The organism is Pseudomonas sp. On1, assembly GCF_033783325.1.
On record NZ_JAWPOA010000003.1, the window covers coordinates 137592 to 160412 of the forward strand.

The following is a 22821-nucleotide window of genomic DNA, read 5'->3' on the forward strand; positions in this document are numbered from 1 at the left end:
GTAATTTCTGTTGAGGGATTCGCCGACTCGTACGGAATGACTAATGAGAAACATTACCATTGCGTCCAGAAAGGAATCCCTCATGCCTCCACTGCAACATCCCCAGGCACCGAAACTGCCCCGCAGGGCCTTGCGCATGGCCGTGCTGCTGGGCATGGCCGCCATCGCCGGCAACGCCTTCGCGCAACCGCCACGCAGCACCTCCTCGGCACAGCAGCAAACCCCCGATGTGAAGGAAGAGGGCCTGACCCTGCCGGAAACCCTGGTGCAGGAAACCCGTGACGCACTCGGCGCCCCGCCACCGGAATATGCCGGGGGCCAGGTTGGCTCGGGCAGCCGGGTAGGGCTGATGGGCAACAAGGACTTCAGCGAAACCCCGTTCAACGCCATCAGCTACACCAAGGAATACATCGAGAACCGCCAGGCCCAGGATATCGGCTCGGTGATCGGTGCCACCGATCCGTCGGTCTACGTGCCGAGCAAGCGCGGCATCTTCGAGACGTTCTTTATCCGCGGTCTGTACAGCACCGGCAACGACATCACCTTCAACGGCCTGCCGAGCATGGCGCCGAACATGCGCGGCTCCACCGAGCTTGCCGAGCGCATCGAGGTGCTCAAGGGCCCGTCGGCGCTGCTCAACGGCATGCCGCCAGACGGCAGCGTCGGCGGCAGCATCAATATCGTGCCCAAGCGTGCCGGCGACGAGCCCTTGGCCCGGTTGACCGCCTCCTACGAGTCCGATGGCCTGGCCGGCATGCATGCCGATATCGGCCGCCGCTTCGGCGACCAGAAACAGTTCGGCGTGCGCTTCAATGGCGTCTACCGCGACGGCGACACCCCGGTGGACGACCAGCAGCACCGCATGCAGCTGTCGTCGCTGGCCTTGGACTGGCGCGGCGAGCGGGCGAGGGCGTCGCTGGACTACTACCACCAGCGCGAACGCATGGACGGGGTCAACTATTTCGGCATTGCCTCGATCAGCCCCGGCGTGACCCACCTGCCCAAGGCCAAGAAGGGCGATCACTCGCTGGCCCCGGAGTGGGGCTACACCGTCAACGACACCGACACCGTGGTGCTGCGCGGCGAGTACGACCTCAACGACTCGCTCACCGCATTCGCCGGCTGGGGCCATCGGGAAGGGGGCTACAACGCGCTGATGACCAGCGGCATGCTTCTCAATGATGCCGGCGACATCTCCGCCACGCCGATCCGCTCGGCTCGAGATGGCGAGCAGAAGTCCGGCGAAGTCGGCCTGCGCGGGCGCTTCGCCACTGGCCCGGTCGACCACGCCTGGTCGCTGGCGGCCACCCGCTACGACTCAGAGAACAGTTTCAAGGATAAGCGCCTGCCGACACGCATCCTCACCAACTACTACAACCTGGACTATGGCCCGCGCCCGGAGATCGGCGAGTACGGCAACGTCACGTCGCGCATGCGCGCCCGACTGAGCAGCGAAGCCTTGCTCGACACGATGTCGTTCCTCGATGACAAGGTGCAGTGGACCGTCGGCGCTCGCCACCAGAACGTGCGCGCGTCGAACTACGACGGCAACCACCAGCGCACCTCCAAGCCCTACGATGAAAGCCGGGTTTCGCCGGCCACGGCCTTGCTGGTCAAGGTCACCGACGAACTTTCGCTGTACGGCAACTACATCGAAGGCCTGAGCCAGGGTGGCATCGCCCCGGACAACGCGCGCAACGCCGGCGCGATCATGGCGCCGTACCAGACCAAGCAGTACGAACTGGGCGCCAAGCTCGACCTGGGCACCTTCGCGCACACGGTCAGTGTGTACCAGGTGAAGAAACCCAGCGCCTATACCGATCCGCTGACGCAGACCTACGGCGTGTACGGCGAACAGCGCAACCGTGGCCTGGAATGGTCGTTCTTCGGTGAGCTCGAGCCGGGCCTGCGCCTGCTGGGCGGTGCGTCCTACACCAAGGCCGAGCTGACGAAATCGATACGCAAGGAAAACGAAGGCAACCAGGCCACCGGCGTGCCCAAGGTGCTGGCCAAGCTTGGCGTCGAGTACGACCTGCGCGAGATGCCCGGGCTGACCCTGACCGGCAACGCCAACTATGCCGGCCGGCGCTATGCCACCGATGCCAATAACCTGTCGCTGCCGTCCTACACGATTTTCGATCTCGGCGCCCGGTATACCCTGAAGGTCTCGGACAAACCGGTAACCTTGCGTGCCACCGTGCAGAACGTGACCAACAAGGCCTACTGGATCGGCTCGTGGAACGGCGGCGACGGCAGCGGCCTGTCCGGTGGGCTGGGCACGCCGCGGTCGTTGTTGTTCTCCACCTCGGTGGATTTCTAGCCAACTCCACACTGGCTGCGTGGGAGCGGCGGTGAGCCGATGCGACTTGCCCCGCGACCACCGGCGCGGCCGGTGCCACGCTCACAGTGCGTCCGGAAACTCTTCTCGCAGGCTGCTCTCCAGCCAATCCATGAACCACAACGCATCGGCACTCGGCGGCTGGGGTGGCGTCAGCAACTGATAGCTCTCCAGCGCCACGGCCTGCTCCACGCAACGCACCAGGCTGCCTTCGCGCAGTTCACGTCCGACCAGCACCTCGGTGGCCAAGGCGATGCCGTGGCCGCGCTGGGCAAGGTTCAGCACGATATCGTTGCTGATATGCGAAGTATCGGCCTTGACCCGCACCCTCACGCCATTGGCGGCGAACCAGCTGTTCCACCAGGTGCCGTCATCGACATGTATCAGCCGCAAGGCGGGCAGGTCGGCAGCGCTCAGCCCTGCGGGCAACTGCGCCAGGTAGCTCGGCGCGCAGACCGCGAACACCTTCGGGCGGATCAACACCTCGCGTACACCGCTCAGCTCACCCGGCAGGCCGAAGGCGATGCCCAGGTCCGCCTGGCGGGCATCCACGCTGGTGAACGTGGCATTGGGCTCGATGGCGATCCTCAGGTCCGGGCGCAGGCTGCGCAAGGTGTCGATGCGCGGTGTCAGCCAGCGTGAGGCGAACGCTGGCACACAGAGGATGCGCAGCCAGCGCTCTTCACCACGTTGCCCCAGGCGCGCACCGGCGTCGGCGAGGATCTGCAGCGCCTGCGCTGCGGCCTTGTAGTAATGGGCGCCGGGCAGGGTAAGGGTCACCCCGCGCGGGGAGCGTTCGAGCAAGCGTACACCCAGCCAGTCCTCGAGGTTTTTCACATGCCGGCCGATCGCCGGCTGGGTCACGTGCAGCGCCTGGGAAGCCGCGACATAGCTGCCCAGGCGGGCAGCGGCCTCGAACGCGCGCACGGCGTTGAGCGGGGGCAGGCGATCTTCGGCCATGGGCATTCCTTGGTTGTTAGTTTTTTTAATAGTGAAGGCAAATTTATTGTGCTTTTCCCGCTGGCTCAAGTTGCAGACACTCGGGGCAGCGTATTTCCGCGCTTTTCGAGGAGCCCTCCGATGCGGCCAATAACAATAAAGAAGTCGTTCAACGGTCTTTCCATCCTGGCACTGGCACTCGCCGCACTGGCCGGCGCGGCCCAGGCGGCCGACAGCCAGGGGGCCTGCGGCGTGCCGGGGCTTGAGCCTTGCCCGCAGCCTTTCGACAAGGTGCTGCCGGCGGCCAAGGACATGCTCACCTGGGATCAGGACACTCGGGTCGTGGGCTTTCGCAACACTTATCGCCTGTACGGCGGCGATGTCTTCGCCCCGCGCGGCGCCACGCCATACCCCTTGCCGCAGACCAGCCACAAACTGAGCGACGTGCAGTACCAGTTGGCCGGCAAGACCCACAACCTGGCGGACTACCTGGCCAACCAGAGCGTGACCGGCCTGCTGGTGCTCAAGGATGGCAAGATCGCTTATGAGCACTACGGCAAGGGCAACACTGCGCAGACCTTGTGGACATCGCGCTCGGTGGCCAAGTCGGTGGTCAGCGTGCTGGTGGGCATCGCCGTCAAGGAAGGCAAGATCCACTCGCTGGATGACAGGATCAGCCGCTATGTCCCGGAGCTGGAAGGTTCCGAGTGGCAGGACGTGACCCTGCAGCAGCTGTTGCAGCACACCTCGGGCGTCGTCTGGGACGAGAACTACGCCTCGAAGGATTCGGACTTCTCGCACATGACCCAGTGCGAGGCCACCGCCGATCCCTATCACTGCGTGCTCGACCTGGTGCGTTCGGTCAAGCGCAAGCCCGGGGTCAAGCCGGGCGAGGTCTGGTCGTACAACACCGGCGGTGCCTGGCTGGTGGGCCGGGTGCTGGAAAACGCCACCGGCATGACCATTGCCGAGTACCTGCAGAGCCGCGTGTGGAGCCGCTATGGCATGCAGCAGGCCGGGGTCTGGCATGCGTTGGTGCCCGGCAAGGTGGACATGGGCGGCCACGGTTTCAATGCAACATTGCGTGACTGGGGACGGTTCGGCCAGTTCGTGCTGAGTGGCGGACAATTGCCGCAGGGCGAAAAGCTGCTCCCGGACGACTGGATCGCGCGTTCCACCCACTGGACCCAGGCCAAGGGCTCAGTGACGGCCGCCGCGCCCAAGGGTCAATACGGCTACCAGTGGTGGTACAACGCCCCGGCCCCGGACAGCGATGCCGAACCCAAGCGCACCGCCACCAGCGACCAGACGTTCTGGGCCCTGGGCATCTTCGGCCAGAGCATCGCCATCAACCCGGCGGAGCGCCTGGTGGTGGTGCAGTGGTCGACCTGGAAGAACGCCGAGAGCCCCGGCTCGCTGTATGACGAGCAGGCGGTGTTCGTCAACGCGGTGGCCAAGGCGCTGAGCCAGTAGCGCCGGGCGAGGGCAGGGCGCCGGCAAGCGCCTGCCCAGTCACACGCGAAACCGCGACACGCTCGCCTGCATGCCCTGGGCAATCTCGCCCAGGCGCTGCGCCGCCGAGGCCAGCTGCCGCGTGGTATCGGTGCTGTCCCTGGACATGCGGGCGATCAGTTCTACCTGATGGGCGACATCCTGGCTGGCCCGGGTCTGCTCGCCGATGGTCTGCGAGATTTCTTCGACCACCGACGCGGCGCGGCGGGCGCCTTCACGAATCTGCTGGATCGAGTCGCCGGCCTGGGTGGCCAGCTCCACGCCGGCGCGCACCCGGGTGACGCCGGTCTGCATGCTGTCGACGGCGTTGCCCGTGCTTTGCCGGATGCGTTCGATCATGCCGGTGATCTCCCGGGTCGACTGCGCCGTGCGCCCGGCCAGGCCACGTACTTCGTCGGCGACCACGGCAAAGCCGCGCCCGGCCTCGCCGGCACGGGCGGCTTCGATGGCCGCGTTCAAGGCCAGCAGGTTGGTCTGCTCGGCGATGGTGTTGATCACCTGGATGATCGAATGGATTTCTTCCGAGCTTTGCCCCAGCACGGTGATGGTTTCAGAGGAGCGGTTGACGGCCTCGTCGATCCCCTGCATGCCGCCGACCACGTTGAGGATGACCTCGCCACCGTCGCTGGCCAGGCGCTCGGACTGCCCGGAGATGGCCTGCGCATCGCGGGCGTGGTCGGCAATCCGCGCCAGGTTGGCAATCATCTGCTCGGTGGCCGAGGCCATGCTCACGGCGCTGTCGGACTGCTGGCTGGTGCGTTGCACCAGACTGCTGGAAGCCTGGCCCAGTTCATCGGCCACTTCGCGCAGCAGCAGGTTCTCTTCATGGATGGCCTTGATCATGTTGCCCAGGCTGTCACGCATGTCCGCCAGCGAACGCAACAGATGCCCGGTTTCGTCACGGTCGTGGACCTCGATCGCGGTGGTGAGGTCGCCCTGGGCGATACGCTCGGCAACCGCCATGGTCTGGCTCAACGGCCGCAGGATGGAGCGAAGCAGCAGGAAGGTGCACAGCGCCAACGCCAGCGTGGCCAAAATCATCCCGCCCACCAGCACGCTGATGCCCCGGTGCAGGGTGGCGGTGCTCTGTTCGCGGCTTTTGTCGGCATTGCCGGCGATCAGGTCGCTCAGGGTGCTGTTGCGCTGCTCCAGCTCCTTGAAAGCAGTGACAAAGGCCGGCAGCTGCGCCTGGGCCTGTTCAGGCGACTGCAATGCCAGCTGGATGATCGACGTGGCGCTGGCGATGTAGTGGTCGAGGAGGGGGCCGAGGTCATTGATGGCCTGGTGCAGGTCGGCGTCCAGGGGCAGTTCCAGGTTGCTTTGCACGACACTGCGGAACCACTTTGCGTGTTCGTCGAGGTCGGCCAGCACCTGGTTGGCGTTGTCAGTATCGCCCGGCTTGACCAGCAGGGCGGCCAGCACATCGGCGCGCAGCGCATCGTGCATCATGTCGCCTTCCATGTGGTTGCGCAGGGCCACCATGCTGGCCTCGCTGCGCTGCAACGCCTGGTTCTGGTCATGCTCGGCGAGCAGGCCGCTGCCACCAAGCAACAGGGCGGCGAGGATGCTGACAAGACCGAACCCGATGGTTTTCTGGCGAATGTCCATTTTCGAACAGGCTCCGTGGGGTGGGTTTGGTGAGCATAGATGGTTGGAGGTATTTCGCAGGGGGAAAACAACGGCGCTGAGGTGCGGTGAGGAGATGCCTCATATAACTCAACTAAATGAATATTTAGTTGAGTTATATGTGTATGCCATAAAAAAGTCGGGCAGGGCGTACGAACGTTTGCTGACGCCAGAGACCCTGTGTAGTGTGCATCCAGCTCACTTACCCTCAAAGGAATGAGACATCGACCATGCGTAGATTCACCGCTTTACCGTTGTTGTTTGCCCCCATGATCGCCTGGGGCGACTGCACGAAGAACCTGCAAACCTGGGCCCAGGCCTTGCACCCGACACTGTCGCTAGCCAGCGACTTTGCAGTCTGCAAGGTCAATCCGGCAGATACCAGCCAGGTCTTGGCAGCCTTGCCGTTGAAGGTGAACGTTGATGAATACGGGCAAGGCGATTACAGCCTGGATGTACTGGTGGCCGATGCCAGCAGCGGCAAGATCATTGCCCATCATTACCAGGAGGCGGCGATCGTCTCCGATGCGGTGCAGTTTTCAGGCCTGACGCTGGACACTGCGCGCTATCAGCTAGCACCAGGCTTACGAGCATTTGGCGTGCGCATTCGTCACACAGGATCGTCACGGGTCAATCCGTTCAGCAGTGAAACCCTGAGCCTGTACGTGAACGACGGTTCGCAACTGCGGCAGATCACGAGGCACTTGGTTGTGAGCGAGAGTCACGGCGAATGGGATGGTGTCTGCGCTGGAGAATTCGGTGAGATCAAACGGACGCTGGCAATGGGAAAACCCGGCAAGGACGGTTTCAGCAAATTGCGGGTTACCGAGATATCGACCGGGAGCCAAAGTGTTCCCAAGGGCGCTGATGACTGTCAGGAAATCGAGCGTGCCACGCAGACGAAAAGGTTCAGCCTGAATTATGACGGCGGCCGGTATGAAGTGCCGAAAGGATTGAGATTCGAGTGAGTGGATTGGAAATGGGCTTGGTGGAGGCTGGAATCTGGCCTCCCTCTGGGCGTACTGCTCAATACGAACCTACGCATAATGTATATTATGTTAAATAGCGTATTATGTGAGGTGACCTCCTGAGTCGATCACCTGTGGTTTGTGCCTGCCATCACGCTCGAGCTGCCGGCGCCATCTCGACAACTGCGCAGCGTCCTTTCGTGCGTACCTTCTGCACCAGTCGCGCTCTGTTGATGAACACATCGATCTGACAACTGCCTGAGTGCTGCACGTCTTCCCAATATTCCGTATGCACAATCTGCCCGTTCTGCGGCCCTGTGTAAGTCCCCGCGGCTTCACGCGTGACATAACTGCTGTCGCGCACATACCTGAGCACGACCAGATCCTCTTCCGGCACCACCATGACCTGGCGTGGCACGCCGAAGAAATCGATCAGCTCGCCCACCGGGCGATCTTTCCAGGCGGTGCTGCGGCCAACAGGCCGAATGCTAACAATCGGTTCATAAGGTCTTCTCCCTGAAGGCCGCTTTACTTGGCAGACATTTGCGCGAACCCTTCGTCGATCTTCTGCATGATGGCCGCCTTGGCGGCCTCGCGGTTCAATATCTGGAACAGCTGCGGCCCTGCCTTGGCTATTTGCGATGCAGGCATTACCCCCAGGCGCTCCATTTTCCGAGCCTGGCGGTCAGCCGGTTTGCACAGGAAATCGCGACTTTGCGCCAACCAGGTGTCGGGTTTGCTCTGCCATTGGCTGGAATACTTTGCGTTGCGCAATTCATTGAAAACGCTGCGGAAATCCTGCGCGCCCGTGATGCGCACGCGGTTCTTGGCGCAGTCGATTTCGACATCGTACGCAGTGAATTACGATGCGTGCCAGGTATGGCGAAGGCTCAAGGAAAGACTACCGACGCGACCATTTCGATAGCCAAACATCACATCGCCCACAGATTCCGGGTGCAGGGCATCGCATCGTCCGGTGGATCCGGCCACCTGACCTGTGCCAGAGCCCTTCCCTCTCATCCCTCTCTAAGCAGCGCTTGGATGAGTCATGGCTTTTCGCTATTGTGCCTGAGCTAATGCGCTGGAGTAGGCCTGCAGAGCCAAATGACGTCCCTAGAAACCCCGAAACTCAGCACGTACCACAAAGGCGATCTCTTTGAGCAGAAGGTGTTCGAGTACCTCAGCCGTGAGCTTGAGGCAGGTAACCTCTTCTTCGCTCCTCAGTTCGCCACTATCCAACGAAAACCGAAATACTTCTCTCGAGAGCGAGAAGACTACATTGTGTTCGATATCTCCATCGAGGTGACGCTTCCAGGATTTGATACCCCTTCGATGATCATGCTGGTCGAGTGCAAGAACTACGGCAGCACCATACCGATCAATGACGTCGAGGAGTTCAGCTCCAAGATTGGTCAGGTCACCGGCCATAATGCCAAAGGTATGTTTGTCACCGCGAGCGCATTCCAGGCTAGTGCCCTGAATTTCGCCAGGAACAAAGGCATGGCGGTAGTTCGTCACCTCGATGAGGGAAATTTCACCTGGGAACTCTCGCGCTCCCTTCTCATGGGCGCTGTGAGCGCATCTGAACGCAGGAGCACTGAAATCCTGAATGCACTCATTGCTCCCTCGTTCCAGCCTGCAATCTACACTACCTACGCCGCCACTCCTCAGGGTTATACGAACTCATTGGCAGGTGTTTTCCACAATCTTTTTTCTGAGCTTGGAAAGGATACCGCGGGCTATCAGCAGCTAATTCAGCGTCAACCTGCGACTAGGCAAAGGGTCGCGTTCCTTTCCTTACAGCAGATTGAGCAAAGGGCAACAGAGGTGCTACAGCGCACTGGCTACACCAGCGGCCATGTCGATCTGGAAAAAATAATTGACCATGAGCGCACGAGTAGTGGGCTAGAGGTGATCTTCAGCGGGCCATCGAGATCTGCCTTGGGCGGTATCTCATTCGCCCCTCCGGAGATCCAGATCTTCACAGACAACAAGGATGCGCCTCTCGCCCGGTTCACCTTGGCTCACGAGTTAGGCCATTACTATCTGGGTCACGGTGCATATCTGAAGCGTGAGCAGCTGCATGCGAGCGATATGGAGAAGCACGATAGCGTCCGAATACCTAGAACCGACGTGGAGCGACTGGAGTGGCAGGCCAATGCATTTGCTTCGTTCCTGTTGATGCCAACCATGAGGCTGCTCGAACGGCTCGCGTTACTCGCAGTGATCTACAACATCCAAAACCGAGGACACGGTCTCCTCTACCTCGACCACCAGCCTGGGAATTACCGAAGCTTCCGACTGGTTTCAGACAATCTGAGCCATCACTTCCACGTGTCAAAAACAGCCATTCGTCTTCGCTTGAGCCGTTTGGGGCTATTGGTTGACGCCCGAACATCAAACAGGCCACCTCCCGGCCTCCCGCAGATTGCTAGCCAAAGCCAAGAGTGGTAGTCTCCGCGCCACGGTACTCGGTAGGTGCCGGCAGTCCACACCAGCGAAGCTTTAGCACTATCGTGACAGTTGAAACACCGAACCTGACCATCATCAGGTTGCCTCGTAGTGGACACCAGGCCAGCCCTTTGCAGAGCTGAAAAATGCAAATTACCTACAGCCACATCAAGCAAGTCAAACGCCTCGCCAAGGAGCTCAAGCAAGCTCACCCCACGCTCAAGTTAAGTCAGCGCCAAGACATCGCAGCAGTCCAGGTACTGGGCGTCAGGAACTACCACGAAGCCGCTCGCCGGTATGACGAATGGCTCATGCTCCATGTGCACATCTCACCTGCCCGTAATGGTGCGAGCAAATGTACATTCTGTGAGTTCACCTTTGCAGCTGATCTCAAAGAAGATCGCGATGCTCACCGTGAAGTACACGAGAGGCTGCATGAAGCAGGTGAAGCTCTAGGCTATTTCCCGGCCAACTTCTTGCAGCGTGAAAAAATGAAGTCTGAGGGTAGGAAGCAAGCGCTCTCAAACGAAAGCCTGGAGACCCGCATCGAAGGTATCTTGTTGGCGCTGCGCGGGTGGTTCGATCGCTCCCTAAACAATGCGATCTCTGGCGAGTACTGGCGCAAGCATCCATCGTTCGAGCTCTACGTGTCCATGATCCTGGACACCCTGAGCCATCTGTACGCAGACCTCCTACCGGAGTTAAAGGCCAGGTATGGATACCGCCCGGGCGAAATCAGCCCAGGTAAAAGCGACTGGTATCCGAAGTCCCATTAAGCCCCTGAACTGGCCTCACCGTGATGGTGGGGCCTGCTTCCATCAGCGTACCTCAATGCATTCTGCGCCGCGCCTAACGTTCAGAAAGGTCAGTAACCCCGCTCCTCCATGTCGTTTTGAACCTGTTTGCGATCGCGATCGCGGCGAAGGCAACGACGAAGGGGAAGGACTCCCAGAATCTGCTGCTCTGGACGACTCTGTATGTTTCAAGAGCAAGTCTTTAATGCCTCTGTTTGCCATCGTTAGCGTGAATGATGAGCACCCAAGCGCCAATCAACTTGGCGCACTCAGTTTGGGTGCAGTCATAGAGCTTTTGCAGGAACGACTTCACATCTGCCTCCAACGGCATATTGAAAGTAAGCATCCGGCCAACTCAAATTGCACGAATCAGGCAGGCATTCACTGATGTGGCGGCAGTTGCCCGATCTCACTGGCCCGTTGCGTCGGCAACCGCGTCAGCACATCTTTGAGATAGGCATACGGATCATGCCCATTCATGCGCGCCGATTGGATCAAACTCATGATCGCAGCCGCCCGTTTACCGCTGCGCAACGACCCGGCAAATAACCAGTTCGAGCGTCCGAGTGCCCACGGTCGTATCTGGTTCTCGACCTGGTTGTTGTCGAACTGGTTCAAAAGCGATCGGCTGTGGGAAGGATTTCTATGTCGCCCCCCAGCAGCACGTAGCCCAGCAGATAGAAATCGAGGCGAACCTGATTACGGCCTATCACGGGCTACAATCGATGTTGCATACGTCGCAGCTTACCGACTTTGCTAGAGGGAATGACCTCTCCGAAATCAGTGCGTGCTTTGTATTCTGGCCGCAAAGATGTGCGTCTCAGAGGAAATGCAGCGAATGAATAGTCGGCGCTCTAGGGCCTTGAGTACCTTGATACGACTGTCGGAAACTGGCAGCCTTAGCGTACGTCGTTCGCCTGCCAAACCCGCGAACTCTTGTCCAAGCAGCGGTAATTGATCCGCAATCTGCGACCAATCGCAGCCCAAAGCCAAAGCCTGGATGATCAGATCGCTTCGATGCTGATTACTAAGGCTGGCCTCAGCGACGACCCGGAGGATCACTGGCAGGTAGCCGATTGGGAACGTCAATCCTTGCTTGTTTGCCCGCGCGCACACGCTCGCGAGGGCGGCAGCAGCCTCTGGTTTGTCAGACAGATATTGGGCCGGTACCACCAACCACATGTTTATCAGGTCTTCCAAGGATGGCGTTTCAGATTTGCTCAAATCTGAGATTAGAGCGATTGGGATGTGAGCAAAGTCCTGTATCTGTCGCACTTCCTCCCAATGCGACAGCAGATAGGTCAGCTCAAGATCAGGCGCGTTGGCCCAGAATGCCTGACGGCCAACCTCACTGTAAGGCAGGCACTCAGCGGTCGAGAGGTACTTCCATCTTAACGCTGGTAGGGAATCGTCAAGTATCGATACGTCAACGCGTGTCCTTGCAAACAGCGTTTTCAACGTTTCCGCCGGCACGCGCTCATCGCGCAAGAGGAATCGCTGCAGTGCCGTTTGCTGGTCTGACTGCTCCCACAATTCAGGTGCCAACTCATGTGCATTGCGCACGATGAACTCCAGGAGGATTTTTTCGGCGTCATCTGCCTGAACAAATTCCGCGACCCTGTCTCTCCGATCCATCACATCACCGAACACCCTCCAGACAGCACGGCTCACACCTTGGCTTTTGATCCGATCCGCTGCCATCGCGAGCAGCCATACCTCTCGTAGATTTTCCTCAAGGCCTGGCAGTGAAGCGTGAGTACGATCGAACAACCAGCGCATCAGGTCGGGCTGGTCAGTCAGCATCTCAAGTAGCGCTCGGAGTGATCCGGAGGACTCATTCAGCACGCCTTCCTGCTGCAAAAGCTCCCCGACGAGCGATGGGATATCTTCCCTTAGCTGCTCTACAAGATCCGGCACATCAAGAATAGAGAGCCTGTCGTAGCTGACAGATTGATCCTTATTATTTCCATCCATGACCTTACAAAGCAGGCTGAGCATGCGAAGGTTGAGCTTCAAGCAGCGCATTCTCACCAGTGCTTTAAGATCATCCGCACCAATCCCCTCGTGAATTTTCGCAAACTGGGCAGGCTTGGAACGCAACCATTGCCAGCCATGCTGGTTTGCCTCCAGGCGTGACACCCAACTCGTCACATTTTCACGCTCATTCAGCAGCTTTGAGAGTTGGCCATTGTGGTCGAGCTTTGCCACCTCATCGGCGTCGAGATTTTCGAGAACGTGGTAAAGCCACCGGGCTCTTGGAGCATCTGGCTTGAATCGCTCATCACCCAGTACATGCAAAACTAACTCGCTATCCGCCATATACAGAGCGCGCATTAGGTAGCGCCCCTTACCCGCTTCAATCAAGATCTCAAGCGCTTGCCCTAGCCGCTCCAGCGCTTGAAGGCCACCCTTGAGAATCACGGCAAGCTTTGCTTCCCGCTCTTCTCGTTCATCTCGCTCTTTAAATCCGTGCTGCAGTAGCTCAGCTATCAGGTTTACCAGGATCCCCCGGCCCTCGCTCAATGACTCGTGGTCGAGAGCTCTGACAACGCGATCAGGTTTCTGAACAGGAGTGTCGACCTCAACCAATTCTTCACGACCGAGGGCAAGGATGAGGTTCTTGTCGGACTGGGTCAGGGTACCCTCGTAGAAATACCCAAAGTAATCTGCATAATCGGTGTCGAGGTAACCCTTTAACACCAGGAAAAATATCATCTTGTAGTCAGCAAGTTTTTCCCTGACGACCTCTCCGTACGCGTCCTTGACGGCGACCCTGAACGGCACTGCTTTCAGGCGGTGAATCTCACGCTCTAACCCTGCAACCTCTGCGTCCAGCATCACTAAGGAATCGCTCAGCACTGCCGATCGCGCTTCGTAATTCAGTTCTTCGAGTATTGACTTGGGATACTGTGTAGTACCTTCATGCCCGCTTCTTTGCTGTAGCGCTGGTGTGGCATGGTTAGCCGCCTTGAAGCGTTCAAACCCCGAATCCTCTACAAAGTCGGGCAGCGTAAGGTACGAACTCCCATCTAGCACCAAGGCGTTGGCACTCGCTGAACCTCCTCGTTGAATCACTTCGTACCAAACCCGCAGACGCAGCTCAACCAGATCACTCGCATGATCCTGCTGACGAGTCGCCCATCGCGCTGTGAGCTCAGTAAGCTCACCAGTCTTGGGCCCAAGCTGTGCAACCACCCACTTTGGATACTCCTCAAAAATTGAGTAGAGCCTGCCCCTTCGCTTCACCAGGTCAGCAAATGCGCCTGGATACAGGTTTCGAATCGCGACCATCGCGAACAGCTTGTTCGGATTGAGGTGCACACCAGCCGGAGCCAGGAGGCTCTGGTAAATGTCGTATTCGTTGACAATGTTCTTGATCAGCCGCATCTCATCGATGTAATAGCCGATATGATCGATGAGTCTCTCATCAAGTCGATCAGATAGCCTTCCGTCGCCCAGCGTACGCTCATCCAGTAGTTTGGAGAGCTGCTCCCTGGCGTTATCGCCATGCACCACTGGGATGATCGGAATGATCAGATCAAAAAATTTGGTTTTGTCACCGACACCAAACATTTCGTCCCGTATCGCGTACACGAAATGGACGGAGCGTTTGATCTGAGGTGAGCTACGGATGATGAGATTGATTTCCCGCAGCCTGAAAAAGATTTCCTGGATATCAAACCTGTCCAGATCCTCGATCACAACTACATTCACGTCGCTGCGTTCAAAGCAGTAGATGATCTCGTCGACGTTCTTGTGAAGCACTGAGCCGTGCTGGGTAGCCTCAAGCTTGCCACCTTTGAGTGTTAAGCCATCGATGCTGAATAACGAGAGGAATTTCAGAGCTGTGTACAGCAACCAGACACTGCCTAACGCCAGGCCTACCAAGGCCCCGGACTCTGGGATCAACAAGAGCTTTTCAAGCAGCCAGCTCGATGCTATGCCAGCTTTATTGGCGATCGTGGGACTGTACAACCTCAGTGCGCAGACAGCGATTGCTGTCATCGCACCAGTACGAAGCCACAGGTGAAAGCTTGAAGTCTGTGTGATCCGTTTCAGGCGCGTCTTGGGAACCTTGCTGGCACGCACCGCATAGAGCAACTGCTGAACAATCGTCTCTTCGATGCGATTGATCAGTACATCCTTATCCGCTTTTTCAACCTTGTTGTCCTTGTCACCCTTGGGCTCTGCAGCATGAGCGCCTTTTTCTGCAGACGTCTGTGATGACGCGTCCGGCTTGGGCTCAGCCTCGGATGCACCTATAAGACCGGGCTTGGTGAAAGTCGCCAAAGATACGAAGGTGTGCTTGTAGAAACGGTGATTCTCAAAAAAAGTCTTCAGAACACTGCTCTTGCCAGCACCGTAGCTGCCCGTGACGGCGATGTTCAGAATCTCAGGATTTTCCAGAGCATGCCTCAGCTCACGCTCGTACCTGCCTGATATCTCCTCCTTCAACCGCACGGGCGTCAACGGCTCAAAAAACTTCTCATCACTCGGCGGCGGCTGAGACTTGTCGTATGCCTTAAAGGATTCACTGATCCCAACAGCTAGTGCTTCCCATACACGCTTCACACGGCCTTTCCGATACTCAACCATCTACCTCAATCCCAATCCCGGTCATCCGTGTCGCGCTGCGAGCGGATTACCTAGCCTCCAATCTTCATGCCCACCGGCTCCAGGATGCGCACGCTTCGATAGCGGCTATATGCCATATATGAGTCTGGGTTGCTAGGCTGAAACACCAAATGAAGCTGGGCGGCAACCGCCCTTTGGCTTTCATACTCACCTTGGTCTTGTCGTTATGGACGCGATTCGACAGCAGGCCTCAGTTGATACGCTTGGCCATACGGAATCGCGTGTGACGACAACCGAGGTGGGTAGGCAATAGTGAATGCTGGTGGCCACCGCACAGTTGAGAGGCACTGTCAATGTCTGGTCTACGCTTGCCGCATTCCGCAATTGGTAGCCGATGAATCAACCAAAAGCTGAAACCCTGGGTAAGCCTCGCACTTTCACTCAGGATGGACAGAGAGATGTCACTTCGCTACCTTCAGCTCTCCGATAGGCACTCTTCAAGGATAGAAATGAACGTCACAACCGTGGAATGCGAAAGCTGGGCTGACTTCAAGATCAGGATTATTAGTGATCTTTTTCCAGCAAGCAGCTTCCAAAAGGGCCGATTTCTTTTTCGAGGTCAAGGCGGTGAGTCCTGGAAACTGGCTTCCACATTTGACCGCTGGTATGCAGATAACGAAGGTCTACCCGCCTACAAGGTTACTGTGGCTAACAGCATCCTAGAGGGATTCATACGTGAGTGTGAGCAGGAAGACCTGCCTCCAAACGTCCGAAATGACCGGATGATGATGCTGAGCTTAGGACAGCATCACGGGTTGCCCACTCGATTACTGGACTGGAGCGAAAGCCCCTACGTAGCTGCGTTCTTTGCGTTTAGCGGGCACATCCGACACGGTAATCGAACAGAGTCCAATGTGGCTATTTGGGTACTGGACTCAACACACTATATCTGGAATGACGATTCAGGTTGTTCGATCGTTAATGTCCCAAGTTTCGGTAACGAACGCATCCGAAACCAGCACGGGAAATTTACATACCTGCAGAACCACGCTCGCTCAATCGAAGACTACGTCGCGCAGCGTGAGGGTAATGAATCTGCCCTAAGAAAATACCTTGTACCAGTTGATGAAACTGGCTCTGCAATGGCTGATCTTGATGCTATGGGCCTCAGTCATTCAAGGATCTACCCTGGATTAGCTGGCAATGCCAAATCCTCGGAGGTTAGGGCAATTCTGGCCATGCGTGCAGAAAATCGCTAGAGCGCGCTTCAACCACACAGGGGGGGAGCTCAAATGCACCCCGCCCGGCTAGATTTTGTGCTTGCAGAAACTAAACTCGACAGCAACTTTCGCCGCTGAAAACTACGCGTCCTTGCGGCTTATCTAGTTTTTGTGGGCGCGGGGCCTGTGGCCCCCTACTGTGCTCCTTTGAACGGCGTTGGCTCCGGCACTATCTCCGACTTAAATGGAAGTCGGCTCCTTAGAATCGGATTCGAAGGCGACACGGGTACCGAGCGCCCCGCAGCGGCCACCGCATTCCTACTCAGCCCTCCGTCCCACCATCAACCCATGATTCACATCCTGGACCAATGCCTTGGCCATACCACTGAGGTAATGCACCGCCGTCAGCAACGTCGGTAGATGATCCGTCTCCACCATCGCCAGATCGCTGATCTTGTGCACTGCACACATCAGCACGGTTGCCTGTTCAACCGCATGGTCCATCGAATGGCCACCAACAACACGGAACAGCGGGTCTTGACCACCCTCCTCTCCAGCCTCGCCGAAATGCCCCACACCAGTGGTGGCGAGCTTCCTGATGCTTGGGGTTTGCAATTCCTTATCCATACCATTCCTCCTGCGGCCCCGCGAACTGCACGGGGCCTGATCGGTGAACATCAAGTGTGAGCCCAGGTCAGTGCCGGGACTGCACGCGGCTCAGCGCCACCTCCACCAAGGTGCGGGCACTGTCGATTTCATGCATGGTAGCGAGGGTCAGGACCTGGCCTGGCGGTTTGGCATGGAGCAGGACGGTCTGCTGACTGACGGTCAGGGCGCAGACGAGGTATTCGGATATCTGGACCAGGAGGTCTTCGAGGGTGTGGGTGGTGTATTTGTCGTGTTGGGGTGGATCGGGGACGATCTTTAACATGATAAAGCTCCGATATCTGACTGGAGCTACCACATCTCTGCTGTCAAACAAATGGGTGGCAGCGGTACGTGGGTTGACAGACCGAGGATATCGGAACTCGGCGCACCGAAGTGCCCCACGCACAGCCGCCATAGAGCGTTGCGCATGATCCGTATATCAGGGGACGGTCTGTCAAAACCGTGTCGTCGAATTTGCGGCGACTTGGCGAGACTAGATGGCTGATGGGACTGCTGCAATGACTGGAAGGCGGTGGGAGTATGTTTCGGAAATGGACTACAGAGAAGAGGGAAAGTCCGATTCACAGCACATATAAGGAATCAAAGGGCTGGTTGCGCCCCTGGATGTTCCCGAGCTGCACCACAGGTCAATTTTCCGCCTCAGGCGCCCGAAATGCTTTGCTGTAGTAACCAGACGAGTCGAAACAGCAAACCGCTTTCTTACCGGCCGCAAGCATCTCGCAGGCATCCCCAATTCGCTTTTCACGCGTCTTGAGTTGCTTCGCTGAAGTAATCCAGTGGATCCAGTCCACCCGCGCGAGGGTCGTCGTAGTGTTCCAAACCTTTTGAGCCTCAGGCCTGCTTGCCAAGGCTTTCTCGAAATCCGCTGGGATATCAGGCTCGGGCTCCTTCTTCACCGGGATCAGTTCGAGGGTGACGATATCGCCACAGGCCAAACCCGCCGCATCGAGCAACTCGCTACCGACCTTCAACCAATGGCTCAGCTGCCCATCAGGTTCAAGGGTTGCCCGAAAAGGATGCCCATTGATCGTGCCGTCAACGGTCGCCCTTCCCCGCCTAGGAAGCCGTTCACTCGCGTCCCTCGGAAGCACTACGAACGCCCACGACCTGCCATCACCGGGCTTTGCCGGACGAAGAAGCTTGGCTTCGAATCGCGACCTCGCATCCTCTGTTGTCATGGCAGGTTCTCCAACCGTGCGCTCAGTTAACCATCACCTCGTCCAGCGCCTGCTCAAGGGTGCTGACCGTGCGCTCGAGATTGTGCAGCTTGTCGAGCCCGAACAGGCCGATGCGGAAGGTCTGGAAGTCGGCCGGCTCGTCGCATTGCAACGGCACGCCGGCGGCTATCTGCAGGCCGTGACTGGCAAACTTCTTGCCACTCTTGATATCGGCATCATCGGTGTAGCTCACCACCACGCCAGGGGCCTGAAAGCCTGCTGCGGCCACGCTCTTGATGCCTTTGCGAGTCATCATTGCGCGCACCCGATCACCCAAGGCCTGTTGTTCGTCGCGGACCTTGTCGAAACCGTAGGCCTGCGTCTCTTTCATCACTTCGTTGAATCGCGCCAGGGCATCGCTGGGCATGGTCGCATGGTAGGCATGGCTGCCCTGCTCATAGGCCTGCATGATCTGCAGCCACTTCTTCAAGTCGCAGGCGAAGCTGGTGCTTTGCGTCGACTCGATGCGCTCTAGGGCCAACGCGCTGAGCATCACCAGGGCGCAGCAAGGTGAGGCGCTCCAGCCTTTCTGCGGTGCGCTGATCAGCAGGTCGACTGCGCATTTGTCCATATCAACCCAGATCGCGCCTGAGGCGATGCAGTCCAGCACGAACAGGCCACCCACCGCATGCACGGCGTCGCCCACGGCCCGCAGGTATTCATCGGGCAGGATGATCCCTGACGATGTTTCAACGTGGGGAGCGAAGACAATCTGCGGTTTCTGCGACTCAATGGCCGCCAACACTTCTTCCAGCGGGGCCGGGGCGTAGGCAGCCTGGCGCCCCGCTTCAACCGGGCGGGCTTTGAGCACCGTTGTGGCCGCCGGGATATTGCCCATCTCAAGGATCTGGCTCCAGCGATAACTGAACCAGCCGTTGCGTAGCACCAGGCATTGCTGGCCGGTGGCAAATTGCCGGGCTACCGCTTCCATGCCGAACGTGCCACTGCCCGGGACCACCGCAACCGCCTGGGCGTTGTAGACGTGTTTCAGGGTGGTTGAAATGTTCTTCATCACACCCTGAAACGACTGGGACATGTGGTTGAGCGAGCGGTCCGTATAGACCACCGAATACTCGACCAGCCCCTCGGGATCGATACCGGGATATATCTTCGACATGGTGTGGCTCCTTTGGCAGAGTTGTCCTTGGCATCGACCCTGCCCTAAGCCATTGCAAATGACAAGATGCATTGAGAGCCCGGCGATAAGGCCCTCAGTTACACACCAGCCTTATGACCGTGGCCTGCCGCCGCTCCTGCTGCCTGCATCGCTCATTGCAGTTCGGGGAAGGCAACGCCAAGCAGGCCGGGATCTTTGAGGATCGATGCACTGCTGGCGATATCCGGTGCCAGCCAACGGTCCTGGGCATAGGCCGGGACCTGCTCGCGCAACAACCGCCAGGCAATGCTGGTACCGGCGCCAAAGCGCTGCTCCTTGAGGAACTCGAAGGCCTGTGCCGCCAGCAGGTACTCGATGGCGAGGATCTGCGTGCAGTTCTCCAGGGCGCGGTGCAGCTTCAGCCCGGCATTGGTGCCCATGCTCAGGTGATCCTCCTGCAGGCCGGAGGTGACGTAGTTGTCGATGACGGCCGGTTGTGCCAGCTGACGGTTTTCGGCACACAGTGAAGCGGCCACGTACTGGACGATCATCATGCCCGAGTTCACCCCCGGTTGGCTGACCAGGAAGGCTGGCAAACCGCTGACCAACGGGTTGATCAGGCGATCGAGACGGCGCTCGGCAATCGCCCCGATCTCGGCCACCGCAATCGCCAGCAGGTCGGCGGCCATGGCCACGGACTGGCCGTGGGGATTGGCCTGGGAAACCACCCGATACGACTCGGGTGTACCCAGCAACATCGGGTTGTCGGTGGTGGAGTTGAGTTCGGTCTCGATCTGCCGCGCCGCGTGTTCCAGTTGATCGCGCGCGGCGCCATGCACCTGCGGGATCGAGCGAATGCTCAAGGCGTCCTGGGTGCGAATGCCATGGCTGCTGGCAATGATTTCGCTGCCTTCGAGCAGGCGTCGCAAGTTCCTGCCCACGCGCTGCATGCCAGGGTGCGGTTTCATTGCGATGATTTCAGGGTCGAAGGCATCGAGCTGGCCGCGCAGGGCCTCGAAGCTCATGGCGCCGATAACATCCGCCCATTGGCTCAGCCGAGTGGCATCGTCCAAAGACAGGCAGCTCAGGCCGGTCATGCAAGGGGTACCGTTGACCAGGCACAGGCCATCCTTGGCCCCCAGTTTGATCGGCGCCAGGCCGACCTCGGCCAAGGCTTGCTGCGCCGGTACGATCTGGCCGCGATAGCTGACCAGGCCGACGCCCAGCAAGCTGATGCTGATATGGGCCATGTGGGTCAGATACCCCACCGACCCCTGTTTCGGCACCTGCGGGGTGATGTGCTGGTTGAGCAAGGTCAGCAGCGCCTCGACCACCTTGCGCTGAAGGCCGGAACGGCCCTGGCAGAAGTTGATGATCGCCGCGCACATGATCGCCCGGGTCTGCTCGTCCGACAGCGCGGTACCCACGCCGCAGGCATGGCTGAGCAAGGTGTTGTGCGACAGCTGGCTGAGCTGTTCGTCCTGCAACGAGACATTGCACAGGGCGCCAAGCCCTGTGTTGACGCCATAGGCGCGGTCACCGCTGGAAACGATGCGCTGGACAATCGCCTGGGCGTTCTCGATCCGCGCCCAGGCCGATGGGGCCAGCTCAAGCTTCGCGCCATGCCGGGCCACAGCCACCACGTCCTGCCAGCGAACGGGCGTGTCGGCGATGATGATCTTTTCGGCAAACGACATACACGCGGGTCCTTATAGCGAAGCTACCCGACGCTGCACGAAACGATCGACGTATTCGTCCGCAGGCTGGTAGAGGATTTCTTTCGGCGTGCCAACCTGGATCAAGCGGCCGTCCTTGAGGATGGCAATGCGGTTGCCGATGCGCACCGCTTCGTCCAGGTCGTGGGTGATGAAGACGATGGTCTTGTGCAGGGTCTTTTGCAGTTCCAGCAACTGGTCCTGCATTTCGGCGCGGATCAGCGGGTCGAGCGCACTGAAGGCTTCGTCCATCAGGATGATGTCGGTGTCGGCAGCCAACGCACGCGCCAGGCCCACACGTTGGCGCATGCCGCCCGACAACTGGTGCGGGTACGATTTTTCGTAACCCCTCAGGCCCACGGTGTTGATCCAGTGCAGGGCTCGCTCCGTGCACAGGGCTTTGCTCTCGCCACGTACTTTCAGGCCGTAGGCGACGTTGTCCAGCACGGTGCGGTGCGGCAACAGGCCGAAGCTCTGGAACACCATGCTGATCTTGCGCCGGCGGAATTCGCGCAGGGCCTGCATGTCGTACTGCAGAATGTCCTCGCCATCGACCAGGATCTGGCCGCTGGTGGGGTCGATCAGGCGGTTGAAGTGACGCACCAGGGTCGACTTGCCCGAGCCCGACAACCCCATGATCACGAAGATCTCGCCGCTGCCGATGGACAACGACAGATCGTTTACCCCCACCACACAACCGGTTTCGGCCAGGACCTGCTCTTTGCTTTTGCTCTGGCGGATCAGTTTCAGGGCATCTTCGGCACGCGCACCGAAGATCTTGAAGACGTTCTTGACTTCGATCTTGTTCATCGTCTGCTTGGCGCTCATTTGCCCACCCCATGCCGTGGCCGGCCATAGGCCTGGGTAATGCGGTCGATCACAACCGCCAGAATCACAATGGCCAGGCCCGCTTCGAGGCCGCGGCCCACGTTCAGGGTCTGGATGCCGACCAGGACGTCTTCACCCAGGCCACGGGCACCGATCATCGAGGCGATGACCACCATCGACAAAGCCATCATGGTGGTCTGGTTGATACCGGCCATGATGCTCGGCAACGCCAGTGGCAACTGCACGCCGAACAGTTGTTGCAGGCGATTGGCCCCGAACGCGTTGATCGCCTCCATGACCTCGCCATCCACCTGACGAATGCCCAGGTCGGTCAGGCGAATCAGCGGCGGCGCGGCATAGATGACGGTGGCAAAGATCGCCGGCACCTTGCCCAGGCCGAACAGCATCAGTACCGGGATCAGGTACACGAAGCTGGGCATGGTCTGCATGATGTCGAGCAGCGGCATCAACACCGCCCGCAGGCGATCGTTGCGCGCCGACAGGATACCCAGCGGGATGCCGACCAGGACTGAGATCAGCGTGGCCACCAGCATCAGCGCCAGGGTCTGCATCAGCTTGTCCCAGAGCCCTACCGCACCGACCAGGAACAGCAAGCCGACGATCACCGCGGTGGGTACGATTCTGCGGGTGGCGTGCCAGGCAATACCGCCGACGACGGCCAGCATCAGCCACCAGGGTGTTGCGCGCAGTAAACCTTCAAGATTGACGATGGCCCACAGCAGGGTGTCGGAAATGTGCCGGAACACGTCACCGTAGTTGGTGACCAGCGCATCGACCCAACCATTGACCCAGTCGGCAATGGAAAACGTGAAGTCTTTGGGAAACATGGAGTTCTCTCGAGCAAGTGCGTGA

General features: G+C 59.0%; 18 protein-coding genes and 2 pseudogenes. 6 read left to right on the forward strand and 14 right to left on the reverse strand.

Annotated elements, in window-relative coordinates:
• Nucleotides 1–82 precede the first annotated feature (82 nt).
• Nucleotides 83–2320 (forward strand): TonB-dependent receptor, encoded by a 2238-nt coding sequence (locus R5C80_RS03975; RefSeq protein WP_319049824.1) that lies wholly within the window; start codon nt 83–85, stop codon nt 2318–2320.
• Between the two features lie 81 nt (nt 2321–2401).
• Here the strand turns inward: R5C80_RS03975 and R5C80_RS03980 are convergent, their stop codons facing one another.
• Nucleotides 2402–3298 (reverse strand): LysR substrate-binding domain-containing protein, encoded by an 897-nt coding sequence (locus R5C80_RS03980; RefSeq protein WP_319049825.1) that lies wholly within the window; start codon nt 3296–3298, stop codon nt 2402–2404.
• 120 nt (nt 3299–3418) lie between these two features.
• Between R5C80_RS03980 and R5C80_RS03985 the strand changes: the two genes are divergently transcribed.
• Complete coding sequence (locus tag R5C80_RS03985; RefSeq protein WP_319049826.1) at nt 3419–4750, forward strand: serine hydrolase; 1332 nt, start codon at nt 3419–3421, stop codon at nt 4748–4750.
• Nucleotides 4751–4789: 39 nt separating this feature from the next.
• Here R5C80_RS03985 and R5C80_RS04930 read toward each other — a convergent pair whose 3' ends face one another.
• Together R5C80_RS04930 and R5C80_RS04935 are read right to left on the reverse strand one after the other, a co-directional pair.
• Complete coding sequence (locus R5C80_RS04930; RefSeq protein ID WP_413470263.1) at nt 4790–5653, reverse strand: methyl-accepting chemotaxis protein; 864 nt, start codon at nt 5651–5653, stop codon at nt 4790–4792.
• Nucleotides 5651–6397, reverse strand: a pseudogene (locus R5C80_RS04935) (HAMP domain-containing protein); the annotation flags it as partial. The pseudogene R5C80_RS04935 and the gene R5C80_RS04930, both read right to left, overlap by 3 nt.
• A gap of 248 nt (nt 6398–6645) precedes the next feature.
• On the opposite strand from R5C80_RS04935, the gene R5C80_RS03995 reads away from it, so the two are divergent.
• Nucleotides 6646–7383, forward strand: a complete 738-nt coding sequence (locus R5C80_RS03995; RefSeq protein ID WP_023629715.1) for a hypothetical protein — start codon at nt 6646–6648, stop codon at nt 7381–7383.
• Between the two features lie 151 nt (nt 7384–7534).
• Here R5C80_RS03995 and R5C80_RS04000 read toward each other — a convergent pair whose 3' ends face one another.
• Together R5C80_RS04000 and R5C80_RS04005 are read right to left on the reverse strand one after the other, a co-directional pair.
• Nucleotides 7535–7828: a hypothetical protein gene (locus tag R5C80_RS04000; protein ID WP_319049828.1), complete on the reverse strand. Its 294-nt coding sequence runs from the start codon at nt 7826–7828 to the stop codon at nt 7535–7537.
• Nucleotides 7829–7911: 83 nt separating this feature from the next.
• The gene (locus R5C80_RS04005) at nt 7912–8202 is read right to left on the reverse strand and encodes a hypothetical protein (protein WP_319049829.1); all 291 of its coding nucleotides are present in this window, start codon (nt 8200–8202) and stop codon (nt 7912–7914) included.
• A 348-nt stretch (nt 8203–8550) separates the two neighbouring features.
• Here R5C80_RS04005 and R5C80_RS04010 point away from each other — a divergent pair, with 348 nt between their 5' ends.
• Together R5C80_RS04010 and R5C80_RS04015 are read left to right on the forward strand one after the other, a co-directional pair.
• A complete protein-coding gene (locus tag R5C80_RS04010) occupies nt 8551–9837 on the forward strand; it encodes an ImmA/IrrE family metallo-endopeptidase (protein ID WP_319049830.1) in 1287 nt (428 codons plus the stop codon).
• A 143-nt stretch (nt 9838–9980) separates the two neighbouring features.
• Nucleotides 9981–10610 (forward strand): hypothetical protein, encoded by a 630-nt coding sequence (locus tag R5C80_RS04015; protein WP_313650698.1) that lies wholly within the window; start codon nt 9981–9983, stop codon nt 10608–10610.
• A 399-nt stretch (nt 10611–11009) separates the two neighbouring features.
• Here R5C80_RS04015 and R5C80_RS04020 read toward each other — a convergent pair.
• Both R5C80_RS04020 and R5C80_RS04025 read right to left on the reverse strand, forming a co-directional pair.
• Nucleotides 11010–11234 (reverse strand): annotated as a pseudogene (locus tag R5C80_RS04020) (transposase domain-containing protein); the annotation flags it as partial.
• Between the two features lie 174 nt (nt 11235–11408).
• Complete coding sequence (locus R5C80_RS04025; protein ID WP_319049831.1) at nt 11409–15200, reverse strand: P-loop NTPase fold protein; 3792 nt, start codon at nt 15198–15200, stop codon at nt 11409–11411.
• 512 nt (nt 15201–15712) lie between these two features.
• On the opposite strand from R5C80_RS04025, the gene R5C80_RS04030 reads away from it, so the two are divergent.
• Nucleotides 15713–16462, forward strand: coding sequence for an FRG domain-containing protein (locus R5C80_RS04030; protein ID WP_319049832.1), 750 nt, complete (start codon nt 15713–15715; stop codon nt 16460–16462).
• A gap of 279 nt (nt 16463–16741) precedes the next feature.
• Here R5C80_RS04030 and R5C80_RS04035 read toward each other — a convergent pair whose 3' ends face one another.
• The 7 genes from R5C80_RS04035 to R5C80_RS04065 form a co-directional block, all read right to left on the reverse strand.
• Entirely contained in the window at nt 16742–17050 is a 309-nt protein-coding gene (locus R5C80_RS04035) for a DUF3077 domain-containing protein (RefSeq protein ID WP_313650695.1), read from the reverse strand.
• Nucleotides 17051–17117: 67 nt separating this feature from the next.
• Nucleotides 17118–17354: a hypothetical protein gene (locus R5C80_RS04040; RefSeq protein ID WP_319049833.1), complete on the reverse strand. Its 237-nt coding sequence runs from the start codon at nt 17352–17354 to the stop codon at nt 17118–17120.
• A 364-nt stretch (nt 17355–17718) separates the two neighbouring features.
• Entirely contained in the window at nt 17719–18270 is a 552-nt protein-coding gene (locus R5C80_RS04045; protein WP_313650694.1) for a YdeI/OmpD-associated family protein, read from the reverse strand.
• A 22-nt stretch (nt 18271–18292) separates the two neighbouring features.
• On the reverse strand, nt 18293–19426 hold the full coding sequence (locus R5C80_RS04050; RefSeq protein ID WP_319049834.1) for an aminotransferase class V-fold PLP-dependent enzyme: 1134 nt from the start codon (nt 19424–19426) through the stop codon (nt 18293–18295).
• Nucleotides 19427–19578: 152 nt separating this feature from the next.
• On the reverse strand, nt 19579–21102 hold the full coding sequence (locus R5C80_RS04055) for a histidine ammonia-lyase (protein ID WP_313650692.1): 1524 nt from the start codon (nt 21100–21102) through the stop codon (nt 19579–19581).
• Nucleotides 21103–21114: 12 nt separating this feature from the next.
• Nucleotides 21115–21948 carry a glycine betaine/L-proline ABC transporter ATP-binding protein gene (locus R5C80_RS04060; RefSeq protein ID WP_319049835.1) on the reverse strand — a complete coding sequence of 278 codons (834 nt, stop codon included), beginning with the start codon at nt 21946–21948 and terminating at the stop codon, nt 21115–21117.
• Nucleotides 21945–22796, reverse strand: coding sequence for an ABC transporter permease (locus R5C80_RS04065; protein ID WP_023628999.1), 852 nt, complete (start codon nt 22794–22796; stop codon nt 21945–21947). Before R5C80_RS04065 ends, R5C80_RS04060 begins: the two co-directional genes overlap by 4 nt.
• Nucleotides 22797–22821 lie beyond the last annotated feature (25 nt).

What these genes read in the sequence shown, in the direction of transcription:
- R5C80_RS03975 (WP_319049824.1), top strand. Translation starts at nt 83, where the DNA reads ATGCCTCCACTGCAACATCCCCAGGCACCGAAACTGCCCCGCAGGGCC.
- R5C80_RS03980 (WP_319049825.1), bottom strand. Translation starts at nt 3,298, where the DNA reads ATGGCCGAAGATCGCCTGCCCCCGCTCAACGCCGTGCGCGCGTTCGAG.
- R5C80_RS03985 (WP_319049826.1), top strand. Translation starts at nt 3,419, where the DNA reads ATGCGGCCAATAACAATAAAGAAGTCGTTCAACGGTCTTTCCATCCTG.
- R5C80_RS04930 (WP_413470263.1), bottom strand. Translation starts at nt 5,653, where the DNA reads ATGCGTGACAGCCTGGGCAACATGATCAAGGCCATCCATGAAGAGAAC.
- R5C80_RS03995 (WP_023629715.1), top strand. Translation starts at nt 6,646, where the DNA reads ATGCGTAGATTCACCGCTTTACCGTTGTTGTTTGCCCCCATGATCGCC.
- R5C80_RS04015 (WP_313650698.1), top strand. Translation starts at nt 9,981, where the DNA reads ATGCAAATTACCTACAGCCACATCAAGCAAGTCAAACGCCTCGCCAAG.
- R5C80_RS04030 (WP_319049832.1), top strand. Translation starts at nt 15,713, where the DNA reads ATGAACGTCACAACCGTGGAATGCGAAAGCTGGGCTGACTTCAAGATC.
- R5C80_RS04035 (WP_313650695.1), bottom strand. Translation starts at nt 17,050, where the DNA reads ATGGATAAGGAATTGCAAACCCCAAGCATCAGGAAGCTCGCCACCACT.
- R5C80_RS04040 (WP_319049833.1), bottom strand. Translation starts at nt 17,354, where the DNA reads ATGTTAAAGATCGTCCCCGATCCACCCCAACACGACAAATACACCACC.
- R5C80_RS04045 (WP_313650694.1), bottom strand. Translation starts at nt 18,270, where the DNA reads ATGACAACAGAGGATGCGAGGTCGCGATTCGAAGCCAAGCTTCTTCGT.
- R5C80_RS04050 (WP_319049834.1), bottom strand. Translation starts at nt 19,426, where the DNA reads ATGTCGAAGATATATCCCGGTATCGATCCCGAGGGGCTGGTCGAGTAT.
- R5C80_RS04055 (WP_313650692.1), bottom strand. Translation starts at nt 21,102, where the DNA reads ATGTCGTTTGCCGAAAAGATCATCATCGCCGACACGCCCGTTCGCTGG.
- R5C80_RS04060 (WP_319049835.1), bottom strand. Translation starts at nt 21,948, where the DNA reads ATGAGCGCCAAGCAGACGATGAACAAGATCGAAGTCAAGAACGTCTTC.
- R5C80_RS04065 (WP_023628999.1), bottom strand. Translation starts at nt 22,796, where the DNA reads ATGTTTCCCAAAGACTTCACGTTTTCCATTGCCGACTGGGTCAATGGT.